16 protein-coding genes are annotated in these 14,271 nt (G+C 71.0%); 14 read left to right on the forward strand and 2 right to left on the reverse strand.

Annotation, left to right across the window (positions count from 1 at the left end):
• The first annotated feature begins 7 nt into the window (after window positions 1–7).
• The 9 genes from folE to lysS all read left to right on the forward strand — a co-directional run bounded on the left by folE (window position 8) and on the right by lysS (window position 7,441).
• Window positions 8–598, forward strand: a complete 591-nt coding sequence (gene folE / locus AB1K54_RS07085) for a GTP cyclohydrolase I FolE (protein ID WP_371202037.1) — start codon at window positions 8–10, stop codon at window positions 596–598.
• Window positions 595–1,440 (forward strand): dihydropteroate synthase, encoded by an 846-nt coding sequence (gene folP / locus AB1K54_RS07090; protein ID WP_371202038.1) that lies wholly within the window; start codon window positions 595–597, stop codon window positions 1,438–1,440. The genes folE and folP overlap by 4 nt, the downstream gene beginning before the upstream one ends.
• Window positions 1,413–1,805, forward strand: a complete 393-nt coding sequence (gene folB / locus AB1K54_RS07095) for a dihydroneopterin aldolase (RefSeq protein WP_371202039.1) — start codon at window positions 1,413–1,415, stop codon at window positions 1,803–1,805. The genes folP and folB overlap by 28 nt, the downstream gene beginning before the upstream one ends.
• Window positions 1,802–2,335: a 2-amino-4-hydroxy-6-hydroxymethyldihydropteridine diphosphokinase gene (folK, locus tag AB1K54_RS07100; protein ID WP_371202040.1), complete on the forward strand. Its 534-nt coding sequence runs from the start codon at window positions 1,802–1,804 to the stop codon at window positions 2,333–2,335. Before folB ends, folK begins: the two co-directional genes overlap by 4 nt.
• On the forward strand, window positions 2,332–2,820 hold the full coding sequence (locus AB1K54_RS07105) for a DUF3180 domain-containing protein (protein WP_371202041.1): 489 nt from the start codon (window positions 2,332–2,334) through the stop codon (window positions 2,818–2,820). The genes folK and AB1K54_RS07105 overlap by 4 nt, the downstream gene beginning before the upstream one ends.
• Window positions 2,771–3,349 carry a PH domain-containing protein gene (locus tag AB1K54_RS07110; RefSeq protein ID WP_371202042.1) on the forward strand — a complete coding sequence of 193 codons (579 nt, stop codon included), beginning with the start codon at window positions 2,771–2,773 and terminating at the stop codon, window positions 3,347–3,349. The genes AB1K54_RS07105 and AB1K54_RS07110 overlap by 50 nt, the downstream gene beginning before the upstream one ends.
• Window positions 3,346–5,046 (forward strand): PH domain-containing protein, encoded by a 1,701-nt coding sequence (locus tag AB1K54_RS07115; protein ID WP_371202043.1) that lies wholly within the window; start codon window positions 3,346–3,348, stop codon window positions 5,044–5,046. Before AB1K54_RS07110 ends, AB1K54_RS07115 begins: the two co-directional genes overlap by 4 nt.
• Window positions 5,043–5,753 (forward strand): DUF2520 domain-containing protein, encoded by a 711-nt coding sequence (locus AB1K54_RS07120; protein WP_371202044.1) that lies wholly within the window; start codon window positions 5,043–5,045, stop codon window positions 5,751–5,753. The genes AB1K54_RS07115 and AB1K54_RS07120 overlap by 4 nt, the downstream gene beginning before the upstream one ends.
• A gap of 164 nt (window positions 5,754–5,917) precedes the next feature.
• On the forward strand, window positions 5,918–7,441 hold the full coding sequence (gene lysS, locus AB1K54_RS07125; RefSeq protein ID WP_371202045.1) for a lysine--tRNA ligase: 1,524 nt from the start codon (window positions 5,918–5,920) through the stop codon (window positions 7,439–7,441).
• 17 nt (window positions 7,442–7,458) lie between these two features.
• Here the strand turns inward: lysS and AB1K54_RS07130 are convergent, their stop codons facing one another.
• Window positions 7,459–8,577, reverse strand: a complete 1,119-nt coding sequence (locus AB1K54_RS07130) for a DUF4192 family protein (RefSeq protein ID WP_371202046.1) — start codon at window positions 8,575–8,577, stop codon at window positions 7,459–7,461.
• A gap of 202 nt (window positions 8,578–8,779) precedes the next feature.
• On the opposite strand from AB1K54_RS07130, the gene AB1K54_RS07135 reads away from it, so the two are divergent.
• The 5 genes from AB1K54_RS07135 (at window position 8,780) to AB1K54_RS07155 (ending at window position 13,406) form a co-directional block, all read left to right on the forward strand.
• Window positions 8,780–9,112, forward strand: coding sequence for a trypco2 family protein (locus AB1K54_RS07135; RefSeq protein WP_371202047.1), 333 nt, complete (start codon window positions 8,780–8,782; stop codon window positions 9,110–9,112).
• Window positions 9,113–9,129: 17 nt separating this feature from the next.
• Window positions 9,130–10,722, forward strand: a complete 1,593-nt coding sequence (locus tag AB1K54_RS07140) for a serine protease (protein ID WP_371202048.1) — start codon at window positions 9,130–9,132, stop codon at window positions 10,720–10,722.
• 85 nt (window positions 10,723–10,807) lie between these two features.
• Window positions 10,808–11,038 carry a hypothetical protein gene (locus tag AB1K54_RS07145; protein WP_371202049.1) on the forward strand — a complete coding sequence of 77 codons (231 nt, stop codon included), beginning with the start codon at window positions 10,808–10,810 and terminating at the stop codon, window positions 11,036–11,038.
• A gap of 49 nt (window positions 11,039–11,087) precedes the next feature.
• Window positions 11,088–12,554 (forward strand): cardiolipin synthase, encoded by a 1,467-nt coding sequence (cls, locus tag AB1K54_RS07150; protein WP_371202050.1) that lies wholly within the window; start codon window positions 11,088–11,090, stop codon window positions 12,552–12,554.
• A 117-nt stretch (window positions 12,555–12,671) separates the two neighbouring features.
• Complete coding sequence (locus AB1K54_RS07155) at window positions 12,672–13,406, forward strand: hypothetical protein (RefSeq protein WP_371202051.1); 735 nt, start codon at window positions 12,672–12,674, stop codon at window positions 13,404–13,406.
• A gap of 7 nt (window positions 13,407–13,413) precedes the next feature.
• On the opposite strand, the gene AB1K54_RS07160 is transcribed toward AB1K54_RS07155, so the two are convergent.
• Window positions 13,414–14,271 carry a hypothetical protein gene (locus AB1K54_RS07160; protein WP_371202052.1) on the reverse strand — a complete coding sequence of 286 codons (858 nt, stop codon included), beginning with the start codon at window positions 14,269–14,271 and terminating at the stop codon, window positions 13,414–13,416.

Below are 14,271 nucleotides of genomic sequence, written 5' to 3' on the forward strand. Positions count from 1 at the left end.
CGTCGGCATGGCTGTCGACCGCGATCGCGTCGCCGCGGCGATCCGCGAGGTGCTTGAGGCGATCGGCGAAGATCCCGAGCGTCCCGGGCTCCGCCAGACCCCGCAGCGCGTCGCCGACGCGTACGCCGAATTCTTCGGCGGGATCGATGCGGATGCCGCCGCCCCCCTCGCGCGCACGATCTCGGTGTCGCAGGGCCCGGCGCCCGAGACCGAGCCGTCCGGTGCGGTGATGCTCCGCGACATCCAGTTCCGGTCGGTGTGCGAGCACCACCTGCTGCTGTTCCGCGGCAAGGCGCACGTGGCCTACCTGCCGGGCGACAAGGTCGTGGGACTCGGTGCGCTCGCGAACGTCGTCGAGATCCTCGCCGCGCGCCCGCAGGTGCAGGAGCGCCTCGGCGAGCAGATCGCCGACACGATCGCCGAGGCCCTCGAGGCGCGCGGGGTGCTGGTCGTGATCGACGCGATGCACGGATGCCTCACCATGCGCGGCGAGCGCCAGCGCGAGGCATCCACCGTCACCGTCGCCGCGCGCGGCGAGTACACCGATCCGGCGGCGCGTGCCGAGCTGATCGCGCTGATCGCGGCGGGGCGCGGATGACACCGCTCGTGATGGGCATCGTGAACGTGACGCCCGACTCGTTCAGCGACGGCGGGCGCTTCCTCGACACCGACCGGGCGATCGCGCGCGGGCTCGAACTCGTGGCGCAGGGCGCCGACCTTCTTGACGTGGGCGGCGAGTCGACCCGGCCGGGGGCGCAGCGCGTGGCGCCCGAGGTCGAGCAGGGGCGCGTCATCCCGGTGATCCGCGCGCTCGCGCAGGCGGGCGCGGCGGTGAGCGTCGACACGATGAACGCCTCGACCGCCGTCGCTGCCGTCGAGGCCGGCGCACGCATCGTCAACGATGTGTCGGGGGGGCTGGCCGACCCCGCCATGCTCGCGGCGATCGCGCCGACGGGGGCCGACGTCGTGCTGCAGCACTGGCGGGGTGCGTCCTCCGACATGTACGCGCGCGCGGACTACGACGACATCGTGCGCGAGGTGGCCGACGAACTCGCCCGTCGGATCGAGGCCGCCTCGGCCGCCGGCATCCCTTCCGAGCGTGTGATCACCGATCCCGGCATCGGGTTCGGCAAGCGGGGCGAGCAGAACTGGCAGGTGCTGCGCGGCCTGGACCGCATCGCCGCGCTGGGGCCGCGCGTGCTCGTGGGCACGAGCCGCAAGCGGCTGCTCGTAGAGACGCTGGGTCCTGACTCCGACGAGGTCGACACCACGTCCGAGCGGCGGCGCGACCTCGCGACCGCGGTGACGAGCGTGCTCGCCGGGCAGGCGGGCGCGTGGGGGGTTCGGGTGCACGATGTGGCGGCCACGCGCGACGCGCTGCGCATCGCCGACGCGTGGAGAGGAGACGGCCGGTGGACGGTCTCGACGAGATCCGCCTGACGGGACTGAAGGTCTTCGGCCACCACGGCGTGTACCCCCAGGAGCGCCGCGAGGGCCAGTGGTTCCTGGTCGATTTCGCGGTGCGACTCGACACGCGCCGCGCCGCCCGCACCGACGACGTCGCCGACACGGTGCACTACGGCGAGCTCGCAGAGCGCGTCGCAGCGATCGTCTCGGGCGAGCCGGTCGACCTGATCGAGACGCTCGCGGCCCGCATCGCCGATGCCCTGCTCGCGCCCACGCTCGTGCAGGCGGCAGAGGTGACGGTGCACAAGCCCGACGCCCCGATCGAGCAGCCCTTCGCCGACGTGACCGTCACGATCCGCCGCACGCGCGGCGACGCCGACACGAGGGGCGCGCTGTGACCCGCCGGTTCCCGCCGTTCCCGCACGACGCGCCGCCGCCTGCGGCGCACCCTCCGGTCGACGCCGTGGTGGCCCTGGGCGCGAACCTCGGCGACCGCGGGGCGACCATCGCCGCTGCCGTCGAAGAGCTCGGGCAGCTGCCGCTGGTCGACGCGGTGCGGGCGGCTCCCGCGATCGAGTCGGTCGCCGTCAAGCGCGAGGGTCCGGATGCCGCGGCCCCCGCCTACCTCAACACGGTGGCGATCGTCACCACGCGCCTGGCACCGTCGGTGCTGCTGTCGTATCTGCGCGCGATCGAGAACCGCCACGGCCGGGAGCGTCACGAGCGCTGGGGCGATCGCACGCTCGACCTCGACCTCATCACCTACGGGGATGTGCGCACCCACGACCCTGTGCTCACGCTTCCGCACCCGCGCGCCGCCGAGCGCACGTTCGTGCTCGGGCCCTGGCTCGCGCTCGATCCTGATGCCGAGATCCCCGGCGCCGGGCGGGTCGACGCGCTTCTGCACGAGCTCGAGGGGCGCCCGTGAAGAGGACGAGCGCCAGCATCCTGATCATCGCCGCTGTCGTCGGAATCGGCGTCGGCTTCTTCGTGGACCAGCTGCTCACCTCGACCGGACGCGCGACCTTCACCCCGACGATCACGCTGCCGATCCTGCTGATGCTGCTGGGCGCGGTCGTCGTGACGCTCGCGGTGCCGATCCGTCGCGCGACACGCGGCAGCAACGCAAGACCGGTCAACCCATTCCGCGCGGTGCGCATCGCGATGCTCGCGAAGGCGTCGAGCATCGTCGGCGCGGCGCTCGGCGGGCTCGGGCTGGGGTTCGTGCTGTTCCTGCTCACCCGGCCGGTGACGCCCTCGCTAGGCTCGATGGGCACGATCCTCGCGACGGTCGCGGGCGGCGCAGTGCTCGTCGCGGCGGGCCTGATCGCCGAGCACCTGTGCCTGCTTCGGAAGGACGACGATGACGAACAGCCCGGAGGCGACGACCCCGGACTCCACCCCCACCACTGACGGTCTCGACCACGGCACCTTCCCGCGCCTGGTCGTGCCGCGGTCCGAGAACCGGCTCGAGCTGGAGCCGGGGGCGTGGCACCAGATCTCGCCGAAGTACGTGTGGGTGCAGCTCATCTCGACGGGTGCGTTCCTGCTGGTCGTGATCGCGGCGACGCTCGTGGTCGCCCTCGCCCTGCACCAGGCGTGGGCGTGGGTTCCCGGCGGCATCGTGGCCCTGGTCCTCGGCTGGACCCTCGCGATCACTCCGCGCCAGGCGCGCTCGATCGGCTACCGGCTGCGCGAGGACGACCTGGTGTTCCGCCGCGGGATCCTGTGGCAGCGGCTGGTGGCCGTGCCGTACGGCCGCATGCAGCTCGTCGACATCACGCACGGGCCGCTGGACCGCGGGTTCGGCATCGCTCAGCTCAAGTTCGTGACGGCCGCCGCCAGCACCGGGGTGACGATCCCCGGCCTCGAGCAGACGACCGCCGAGATGCTGCGCGACCACCTCGTCGCCGTCGCCGAATCGAGGCGCACCGGGCTATGACCGACCCCCTGGATGCCGCGCCCCTGCCTTCAGCGGACGCGCACGGCGCCCCGCCGCCCGGTCTCGTGCGCTCGCCGCTGAGCGATGGCGAGTGGCACCGCATGCACCCGCTGACACCGCTGCTGCGCGGCGGGCTGTTCCTGCTCGTGGTGATCGGCGTGGTCGTGGCGAACCTGCGCGACCGGCTCATCGTGCTGTTCCTGCCGAACTTCGCGCCCGATGCGGCCGACGGGCTCGACGAGTACGAGGAGTTCGAGCGCTCCGGCGACCCGATCGACTGGATCGTGGCGAACAACCTGTACCTGCTCGCGGTGCTGGCCGTGCTGGTCGTGCTGGTGGTGCTGATCGTGCTGTTCACCCTGTCGTGGCGGTTCCACACGTTCCGCATCACGGGCGACGATGTCGAGGTGCGCAGCGGCGTGCTCTTCCGCACGCAGCGCCGCGCCCCGCTCGACCGCGTGCAGGGCGTCAACCTCGTGCGGCCGATGGTGGCGCGGCTGCTGGGCCTGGCCAAGCTCGAGGTCGTCGGCGCCGGGGCTGACGCGAACGTCAAGCTCGAGTACCTCGCGACGACCAATGCCGAGGCGGTGCGCGCCGACATTCTGCGGCTCGCGTCGGGCAGAAGACTGGCGGATGCCGCAGCCGCCGGCTCGCCGGGCACCGGTGCACCGCGGGGCCGGGTCGCGGCCCTGTCGCAGACGGTCAGCCGCGGCGTCACGGGACTCATCGAGGGCGACGAGGCCCCGGTCGCCGAGCCCGAGTCGGTGGTGCACATCCCGCTCGGCCGGCTCGTGGCATCGCACGTCGTGAGCATGTCGACGGTCGTGTTCGTGCTGATGGTCGCGGGCGTCGCAGTGGCGGCATCGTTCGGCGTGAGCTGGGTGCTCTTCGCGTACGTGCCTGCCATCATCGGTCTGGGCGTGTTCTGGGTGCGCAGCATCACGCGGTCGCTGAGGTACGCGATCGCCCCGACACCCGACGGTGTGCGGATCACGTTCGGCCTGTTCACGACGACCACCGAGATCGTCCCGCCCGGCCGCATCCACGCCGTCGAGATCGTCCAGCCGGTGCTGTGGCGCGGGTTCGGCTGGTGGAGAATCCGCATCAACCGGCTCTCCGGCCGCAGCGCGAGCGAATCGAACGCCGACCAGTTCACGACCGCGCTGCCGGTCGGCACGAGGACCGACGTCGAGCGGGTGCTGCGCCTGCTCAAGCCCGAGGTGCCCGATGCCGAGTGGGGCCTCATCATCGGCGAGGGCCTCACCGGACCGGGCGAGGCCGACCCGTTCACCACGATGCCGCGGCGCGCCCGCATTCTGCGCCCGTTCTCGTGGCGGCGCACCGGGTTCCTGCTCACGCCGGATCTGCTGCTGATGCGTCGCGGTCTCATCTGGCGCACGCTGTCGCTGCTTCCGCTCGCGCGCCTGCAGAGCTTCGGCGCGCACCAGGGGCCGATAGACCGCATGCTCGGCGTCGCGTCGGTGCGCGCGCACGTTGTGGCGGGGCCGGTCGATGTGCGACTGCCCGCCCTCGACCGCACGAGCGTCCTCGCGCTGCTCGAAGACGTCGCCCACGCGTCGGTGCGCGCCGCCGCCGTCGATCGATCGCACCGGTGGGCACAGACCGGGCAGGTGCCGGTGACGGATGCCCCGCCCACTCCGTCCACCGGCCCCCGCCGGGACGAGGACCCCGCATGACCCGCGACGGACGCCTCGGCGTCGGAGTGATCGGCGCGGGCCGCGTCGGGCCCGTGGTGGCGGCCGCCCTCGCGGGCGCCGGCCACGCGCTGGTCGGCATCACCGCAGGTTCCGACCCCGATCGGGTGGAGGCGCTGCTGCCGGGGCTTGCCGTGCTCGACGCGGTGGAGGTCGCGCGCCGCAGCGAGCTGGTCGTGGTCGCGGTGCCCCACGATCAGTTGCCCGGTCTCGTGAGCGGCCTGGCCGAGGTCGGCGGGTGGCAGCCCGGTCAGCTCGTGCTGCACACCGATGCGGGGTTCGGCACGGGGGTGCTGGCTCCCGCCGTCGCGCAGGGGGCCATCCCGCTCGCGGTGCACCCGGCGATCGCGTTCACCGGCACCTCGATGGACCTGCGCCAACTGACGAGCGCGTACGCCGCGGTGACGGCGCCCGCTCCCGTGCTGCCGATCGCGCAGGCGCTCGCGGTCGAGCTCGGCTGCGAGCCGGTCGTGATCGCCGAGGCCGATCGTGTCGCCTACGGCGAGGCGATCGCGACGGCGACCGAGTTCTCGCGGTCGATCGTCGCCCAGTCGACGTCGCTGCTGGCAGGCGCGGGCGTCGCGAACCCCGGCGCGTTTCTGTCGCTGCTCGTGCACTCGACGATCGACCACGCGCTGACCGACGGCGGCGCTTCGACGAGCGGTGTGCGACCCCCGGTGATCGAGTAGCCCGTGCAGCGGGCGTATCGAGATCCCGAGCACAGCGAGCGGAGCGGCTGCGCCGCCCGGTGATCGAGTAGCCCGTGCAGCGGGCGTATCGAGATCCCGAGCACAGCGAGCGCGAAGGAGCCCCTCGATAGACTTGGGGGTCCGCTTTCCGAGGAGCCCCCTTCATGACCGACACGCCTGCGTCCGACGCGCCCGACGAGCCCACTGAAGCTGAGGTCTTCGAGCAGAAGGCCGTGCGGCTCGCCAAGCGCGAGCGGCTGATCGCCGAGCGCGCGGATGCCTCGGGCGGCGCCTACCCGGTGAGCCTTCCGATCACCGACTCGATCCCGCAGCTGCGCGAGCGCTACGCCGACCTCGAGGCCGGCGCCGAGACCGGCCAGACCGCCGCGGTCGCGGGCCGCGTCGTGTTCAGCCGCAACACCGGAAAGCTGTGCTTCGCGTCGCTTCAGGCCGGTGACGGCAGCCGCATTCAGGCGATGGTGTCGCTCGCGGCCGTCGGCGAGGAGTCGCTGCAGCGGTGGAAGGACCTCGTCGACCTCGGCGACCACGTGTTCGTCACGGGCGAGGTCATCTCGAGCCGTCGCGGCGAGCTGTCGATCATGGTGACCGAGTGGGCGATCGCCTCCAAGGCGATCCTGCCGCTGCCGAACATGTACGCCGAGCTCAGCGAAGAGAGCCGTGTGCGCAGCCGCTTCCTCGACCTCATCGTGCGCGACCGCGCGCGCGAGACCGTCGTCGCGCGCGCCAAGGTGAACGCGAGCCTGCGTCAGACGTTCGCGTCGCACGGGTACCTCGAGGTCGAGACGCCGATGCTGCAGGTGCAGCACGGCGGGGCATCCGCTCGCCCGTTCGTCACCAACTCGAACGCGTTCGACGCGGATCTCTATCTGCGCATCGCGCCGGAGCTGTTCCTCAAGCGCGCCGTCGTCGGCGGCATCGATCGCGTGTTCGAGATCAACCGCAACTTCCGCAACGAAGGCGCCGACTCGACCCACAGCCCCGAGTTCGCGATGCTCGAGGCCTACCAGGCGTACAGCGACTACAACGGCATCGCCGACCTCACGCAGGAGCTGATCCAGAACGCCGCGCTCGCCGTCAACGGCTCGACGACGGTGACGTGGGCCGACGGCACCGAGTACGACCTCGGCGGCCAGTGGGAGCGCCTGTCGATGTACGGATCGCTGTCGGATGCGGCGTCCCGCGACATCACACCCGACACGCCGTTCGACGAGCTCGTCGCCCTGGCCGAGGCCAACGGCGTCGAGCTGCCGAAGCACCCGATCCACGGAAAGCTCGTCGAGGAGCTGTGGGAGCACTTCGTCAAGCCCGGGCTGGAGCGGCCGACCTTCGTCATGGACTTCCCGCTCGACACCAGCCCGCTCGTGCGCGAGCACCGGACGATTCGCGGCGTGGTCGAGAAGTGGGACCTGTACACGCGTGGCTTCGAGCTGGCCACCGGCTACTCCGAGCTGGTCGACCCGGTCATCCAGCGCGAGCGCTTCGTCGAGCAGGCCAAGCTCGCCGCCCGCGGCGACGACGAGGCGATGCGCATCGACGACGAGTTCCTGCGGGCGCTCGAGCACGGGATGCCGCCGACCGGCGGCATGGGCATGGGCATCGACCGTCTGCTCATGGCGATCACGGGCCTCGGCATCCGCGAGACGATCCTCTTCCCGCTCGTCAAGTAGGCCATCCGCCGCGCTCCTCATGACCGGGGACGACGGCGGAAGGTCCAATCGGGCAGGTGGCCGGCGGCCACCATGCTCAGCACGATCTCGGCGAGTGTGTGCCCGGGCTCCGCGTCGTATGCGCGGGCCGCGTAGGACTCCGCGTGCGTCGAGCGGCCGAGCGCCCACGACAGCCATGCGCACACGCTGAGCGGCCCCGCCGAGTGCTCGGGCGGCGCGGCGGCGGCCACCGCGCGCGCGACGCGCAGCGCCGAGTCGAGGCGCGAAGCATCCGGAGTCGGCGCCTCGCCCCACAGCACCCGCGCGAGATCCATGGGGTAGGCCTCGCCGAGATCCCACCGCAGCTGTGCGGCGAAGGCGCGGTCTGCGGCGTCCGGCCCCACCGTCCAGCCGATGAGAGCGACGTCTCGCAGCGCCGGTCGTTCGAGGCACCAGAGGGCCGCCGCGCACTCGTACGGGGTCAGTGCGGCGGGGTCCCAGCTCAGCATCGACTCATAGAGGGAGGGGAAGTCATCCAGCGGCAGCGCCGTCTGCAACGCGCTCGGATCCACGCGGAGTCCCTCCTCGCCAGGCGGATCGCACACCGCGTCGACGGCGATCTCGAGCGCCCGCAGCGCCTCGGCGACATCGGCGACGCGGGCCGGGTCGGTCTCGGGCAGCTCGCTGCCGGAGGCCTGATCGCCGTGCGGCTCGGCCAGTGCGCCCACGGCGCTTCGGACATCGCGCAGCTCGTCGAGCGACCGGGGTGCGGCATCCGCGCTCAGGAACGAGCCCCAGCCCTCGGGCCCGACCCACAGCGCGTCGACGACGTGCAGCCCGCACACATGCGCCTTCTCGAGCAGTGCGGTCACGAGCGCTTCGCGCGGCGCCGACCCGTCGCACACCGGTTCGTCGGTGTACACGATCGCGGCGACCGCGTCCGCGGCGCCGACGCGGCAGACCATCCCGATGCAGGTCGCGGCGAACGCGTCGACCTCGACGTCGTAGGGCGGAAGGTCCAGCCGCATCGCGGCGATCGTCCGCGACCGCGCGAACGGCACCAGCACGAGGCTGTGCGAGGCGTGGAATCCCAGCAGATGCGGAACGAAGGACAGGAATTCGGCCGCGTTGGCGGCCTTCACGGTGGTCGTGGTCATGCCACCGACGATGGTGCAGGCGCATGCCGCCTCCGCGCCATCAGGTGGAATCTGTGAACGACTCAGCGAATCGCCGCTGATTCGGCGGGTTGGGGAGGAGACCTCGAGTCGTGCGCGGCGCCGGTCACGTCCGACGGCGGTCTGGACAGGCGCAGACCCGACGAGGAGGATTCAACCGCAAGCTCGCAGAGAGGGAATCCGAATGGACGCTCCCGAGGACGAACCACCCGCCGGCGCACTCCCACTGGCAGAGGCGATAGACAGCTTGAGAGAGCAGTTGGCGTCGCTCTGGCAGCAACCCGGGCGAAGCCCCATCCGATTCAAGCCGACCGCAGTGGAGCTGACACTGCAGACGGCGCTCACGCGTCGCGCTGATGCGAGCGCGAAGGCTCGCTGGTGGGTTCTCGAGGTCGGGGCCGGGGGTTCGGTCGAATCGGCGTCCATTCAGACCATCAAGCTCACTCTGGAACCAGTGTTCTTCGCCGACGGAGAGCGTGTCGACGAGGACGAGTCGCTGATCAGCGCCGAGCGCTAGCGCCGGCGGAGACAGACGTGGACGTTCAGGAGCGGACACCGCTCATCGAGTTCTGGCTCAACGGCAAGCGCAATGCCGGGGCGGGGTTTCGGGTGGGCGGTCCGTATGTTCTGACCGCCTCCCACTGCGTACGCGGGAGCGGGCTCGAACTGTCCATCGCCGGAAGGGTCCGCCCTGCCTCCGTCTTCGCCGATGGCGGCGCCTACGGGGTCGACCTCGCGGTGCTCGAGATCGAGGATTCCATCTCGCCCGTCGACCCGGTGGGTTGTGTCAGAGCCGACCGGAGTGATCCGATGGACCTCCCCGTGTTCGCGGTGGGCTACCCCGATTGGAAAGCCCGAGGCCCCGAGTCCTTCAGTGCGCAGATCTCCGGATACATCCCCACGCAGGAGGGCATGAATCCGAAGCGGAAGCGGACTGGGGCCGAGCCGCTGTCGATGAAGGTCAGCGGTCCGACCGTCGCCGGGAACTGGAACGGGATGTCGGGCGCCGTCGTGATCACGGATCGCCGGCGTCCGATCGCGGTCGTGACGAATCACTTCGGTGCTGAGGGCAAGGGGTCACTGACACTCGTGCCGATCGAGGCGATCCGGACTCTGCCGCACGAGATCGCGAAGCGATTCGCCTCGGCGCTGTCGGTCGAGGACTACTCGGACCTTCCCGTAGCACCCCCACCGCTGTCGACGGGCGTCGACGTCCGCGTGGCCAAGCAGATCATCCTCACGGCGGACGACGAGCACGGCCATGATGACAGCGGCACCCACGACCGCGACCTCAAGGAGATCGACGAGCACCCCGGTCGAGCCCCGTCGTTCGTCGGGGACGCGCTATCTGCCGGGGCGGGGGACAACCACCTGGAGGCGCTCCGTCAACGGATGGGCGCCGTCTTCGTCACGGTGTCCGAGCTGGGCTCGGGCATCACCGCCCTGGACGGATCGTTCTGCAGCCCTGGTGACCTCACCGTCATCGACACCCGAACGATCGAAGGCGCGGCGCCAGCACTCCCCGAGCTCAGGACTGATCCCCACCCTCACCTTGCTCTTCCGGGGCTGCACGGTGCCCCAGACGCGGGTGTTCCGAGAATGTGGATCATCAGACTGCCCGATGGAGCGGACCGCTCGGCCGTGCTCCGAAAGCTGAACGATCGCTTCCGTTCCCGAGACTCCGCGGGCAGGGGACTGGACGTTCCGCACCCGCTCCGCGTCTCGGCTGCGCTCCTCGGCGAGATCGCGGGCCTCGAAGCAGGGCCTGGGCCTCGACGCATCGGACGGGTTGCGTCACTGCTCCGCGACCGGGTCGAGCTCGATCGCGAGAGTTCGGCCGAGGAGGAACGGAAGGTCGCAAGCGAGTATGAGTGGCACTCTGCTCCGTTCAGCCGGCCCGGCGACAGAGATGACACGATGACGCTCATGCTCCGCCGCTACGCCATGGAGCGGGACTTCCGCTCCGGCGGGTTCACCGACGACAGTCTCCGCCTCACCCCCGAGGGGATCGGGCAGCTCGTCCGCGATGTGTGGACCCGCCTGGCTCAGGTGCGTGAGACCGAACTCGCGAATGACCTCGAGGAGCAGGGCCTTCGGGAGGCGTTCGACGGCCCGCACCCGCGGTGACCCGATCGCCCAGGTGGACACCAGCCGGCAGACTGCGAACGACCCGTCCGACCGCCGCATCCACCACCACGGGTATCCTTGACGGGTGGATGACTTCTGGCTCGCCGTGATGTGGTCGCTCCTGCCGACCGTCGTGGTGAGCGCGATCTTCTTCTTCGTGCTGCGCAGCATCGTCCGCGCCGACCGCACCGAACGTCGCGAGTATGCGCGCATCGAGGCCGAGGAGCGCGCCAAGCGCGGGCTGGCGCCCGTGGTGGCATCCGCGCCCTCCGCCGGGCCCACGCGCCGCGCAGAGGGAGTGGGGACCGGGCACTGACCCCCGGCCCCACTAGGGTGGGGTTCAGCACTCGGGGGAGGGGCATCCGTTGATCAGCATCACGTTCGATGCGAGCTGGTGGCTGATCCTCGTCTTCATCTTCGATCTCGTCGTGCGCATCGCCGCGATCATCATCGTCCCGCGCAACCGGCGTCCGACGTCGGCGATGGCGTGGCTGTTGGCGATCTACTTCATACCGCTTCTGGGCGTGCTGCTGTTCCTCCTCATCGGAAACCCGCGGCTGCCGCGGGCACGTCGGCGCAAGCAGGCGCGCATCAACGAGCGCATCCGAGACATCACGACCGCGCTCGGAACCGGGTCGCTGCGCCCCGACCCGCCCGAGTGGTTCACCTCGCTGGTGACGCTGAACACCCGGCTGGGCGCCATGCCGCTCACGGGAGACAACTCGGCGCATCTCATCCCCGGCTACCAGGACAGCCTGGACGCCATGGCCGACGCGATCCGCAAGGCCGAGCAATACGTGCACGTCGAGTTCTACATCCTGCAGACGGATGCCTCGACCGACGGCTTCTTCCGCGCGCTCGAAGAGGTCTGCGCGCGGGGCGTCACGGTGCGGGTGCTGCTGGACCATTGGGCCAACCGCGGCAAGCCGTTCTACCGCAAGACCCTGAAGCGACTGGACGCGATGGGCGCGAAGTGGCAGCTGATGCTGCCGGTGCAGCCGTTCAGGGGCAGGTATCAGCGCCCCGACCTGCGAAATCACCGCAAGCTGCTGGTGATCGACGGAAGCGTCGCGTTCATGGGGTCGCAGAACGTGACCGACTCGTCGTACAACCTCAAGAAGAACATCAAGCGCGGCCTGCACTGGGTCGATCTCATGGCGCGGCTGGAGGGGCCGGTCGTGGCATCCATCAATGCCGTCTTCCTGTCGGACTGGTACAGCGAGACCGACGAGTCGCTCACCGACGAGGTCTCGCTCGAGGGCGTCGAGTCGAGCACGGGCGACCTCGACTGCCAGATCGTGCCGTCGGGGCCGGGGTTCGAGTTCGAGAACAACCTGCGGCTGTTCGCGGGGCTCATGTACGCCGCGCAGCACAAGATCATCATCGTGAGCCCGTATTTCGTGCCCGACGAGGCGATGCTGCTCGCGATCACCACCGCGTGCCACCGCGGCCTGCACGTCGAACTGTTCGTGTCGGAGGAGGGCGACCAGGCCCTCGTGTACCACGCGCAGCGCAGCTACTACGAGGTGCTTCTGAAGGCGGGCGTCAAGATCTGGATGTACCGCAAGCCCTTCATCCTGCACTCCAAGTCGATGACGATCGACGACCAGGTCGCCATCATCGGCTCCAGCAACATGGACATGCGCTCGTTCGGTCTGAACATGGAGATCTCGATGCTGGTGCGCGGCGAGGAGTTCATCGACGAGATGCGCATCGTCGAGGCGACCTACCGCGACCTCAGCCGCGAGCTCACGCTCGAGGAGTGGGAGAAGCAGAGCCTGGGCTCGACAGTGCTCGACAACCTCGCACGGCTCACTTCCGCCCTGCAATAGAGCGGATTCCCGGCGGATCGTGACGGCCGCGTTACCGCGCACGGTCGCCTCGTACGCCACGATGGAGATGACGGATGCCGCGGGGGTGCGCCATCCGCGTCGAGAAGGGTGTGCGCGATGTCTCGTTCCTCTGCTCTGCTCGGGGCGCTCGCCCTCTCGGGCCTCATCGCGACCGCGCTCGTCGGCTGCGCCTCGGGGCAGGGCGAGCCCATCGTGACGATCGGCCCGGGCGACTCGGGCGGCTCCGGCCCCGTGGAGGACGTCGACTTCTCGGCGGCCTGGCTCGACGGCGGACGGCTCATCGGCCTGGTCACCTACGGCAGCTCGAGCAAGGACTGCCAGCCGGTCTACGGCGAGACGACGTACGCGAACGGCGTGCTCACGGTCACGGTCGAAGCGCCCAAGCCCGACATCGCGTGCACGGCCGACTACGTTTCGCAGGTCGGCATCGTCGGGGTGCCCGAGGGCGTCGACCCGGCGCAGGAGCTCGAGATCGAGCTGACGGGCGCCGCCACCGGAGACACCGACCTGAACGGCGCCGACGGCCTCACGCCCGGCGACCAGACCGACTACCAGCCCAGCGCCGGCTGGGCCGACGACGGAGAGTTCGTCCTGCTGTCGTGGGGATCGTCGTCGTGCAGGCCCGAGATCGACGCGGTCGAGCCGATCGGCCCCGCCGAGGTGCGGGTGACCTTCGTCACCCCGCCCGAGGACCAGGTCTGCACGATGGACATGGCCCCGCGCGCCGATGTCGTGGAGGTGCAGGGTCTCGAGGTCGCAGCGGGCGCCTTCGCGATCCTCACGGGCGCCGAGTTCGCCGACGTGCGGGTGCCGATCCTCGGCACGCCGTAAGGACCGCTCAGGGCAGCGCCGGCGACGGATCGGGCATCGGCGTCTCATCGGCCAGCAGCATCACGACCGTGTCATCCGTCTTCCACCACAAGCCCACCCGGCGACCCGGGGTCAGGCCCTCAGGACGCGACGCCGCGGGGATGTCGACCCCGTCGATCGCCACAGCGAGGGCGGACTGCTCGCGCAGCACGGCGGGCACGCACCGGCCGATGGCGCGACCGCCGCGTTCGACGAGGATGCAGTGCTCGGGCTGCAGCGCACCGTCGGCGCCGCCGACCCACACCGCCCAGCCCGCGTGCTCGCCGAGCGGCTGCGCCCACCGCATCGGCCCGCTCGAGGGGAAGTCGGGGAACACGAGAGGCTCGTCTTCGGGGGCGGAGCGTGCGGACGCCTCGTCGATCGACAGCTCCGCGAGGACGACGGCGGCGCGATCGCGCACGAGCGAGTACGCCTCGCGGACCGGCATCGGCTCGACGGTGACGGTGGGCGGCTCAGCCGCCTCCTCGGCGACGGGCGAGAGCGTGCGCTGAAGCAGGGCCGATGCCGCCACCGCCGCACCCACGACGGCAACGGACACGACCGCGACAGCGACCGTGCGGCCCGGGCGGCCTCTGCCCGCGCGGCGTTCCGCGTTGCGCTCGGCGCGGGCCGCGGCGCGTGCTTCGGCGCGGGAGGGGTGGCTGGCGGCGTCGAGGGGCGCGGCGGCGCCCGCCGTGGCCGTGCTCCCGTGCTCGGCCCGGGCGAGGTCCTCGAGCTCGATCAGGCGGGCGAGTGCCGCCTCGTCGAGCTCGTCGCGCACGTCGACCGCCGGCCCGTAGGCGCGGCGGCGCAGCCCGTCGAGCTCGATCCGCTCCGCGGCATCCAT

This window comes from Microbacterium sp. BWT-B31 (assembly GCF_041379855.1).
Lineage (GTDB): Bacteria > Actinomycetota > Actinomycetes > Actinomycetales > Microbacteriaceae > Microbacterium.

What these genes read in the sequence shown, in the direction of transcription:
- folE (WP_371202037.1), top strand. Translation starts at nt 8, where the DNA reads ATGGCTGTCGACCGCGATCGCGTCGCCGCGGCGATCCGCGAGGTGCTT.
- folP (WP_371202038.1), top strand. Translation starts at nt 595, where the DNA reads ATGACACCGCTCGTGATGGGCATCGTGAACGTGACGCCCGACTCGTTC.
- AB1K54_RS07110 (WP_371202042.1), top strand. Translation starts at nt 2,771, where the DNA reads ATGACGAACAGCCCGGAGGCGACGACCCCGGACTCCACCCCCACCACT.
- AB1K54_RS07115 (WP_371202043.1), top strand. Translation starts at nt 3,346, where the DNA reads ATGACCGACCCCCTGGATGCCGCGCCCCTGCCTTCAGCGGACGCGCAC.
- AB1K54_RS07120 (WP_371202044.1), top strand. Translation starts at nt 5,043, where the DNA reads ATGACCCGCGACGGACGCCTCGGCGTCGGAGTGATCGGCGCGGGCCGC.
- lysS (WP_371202045.1), top strand. Translation starts at nt 5,918, where the DNA reads ATGACCGACACGCCTGCGTCCGACGCGCCCGACGAGCCCACTGAAGCT.
- AB1K54_RS07130 (WP_371202046.1), bottom strand. Translation starts at nt 8,577, where the DNA reads ATGACCACGACCACCGTGAAGGCCGCCAACGCGGCCGAATTCCTGTCC.
- AB1K54_RS07135 (WP_371202047.1), top strand. Translation starts at nt 8,780, where the DNA reads ATGGACGCTCCCGAGGACGAACCACCCGCCGGCGCACTCCCACTGGCA.
- AB1K54_RS07155 (WP_371202051.1), top strand. Translation starts at nt 12,672, where the DNA reads ATGTCTCGTTCCTCTGCTCTGCTCGGGGCGCTCGCCCTCTCGGGCCTC.
- AB1K54_RS07160 (WP_371202052.1), bottom strand. Translation starts at nt 14,271, where the DNA reads ATGGATGCCGCGGAGCGGATCGAGCTCGACGGGCTGCGCCGCCGCGCC.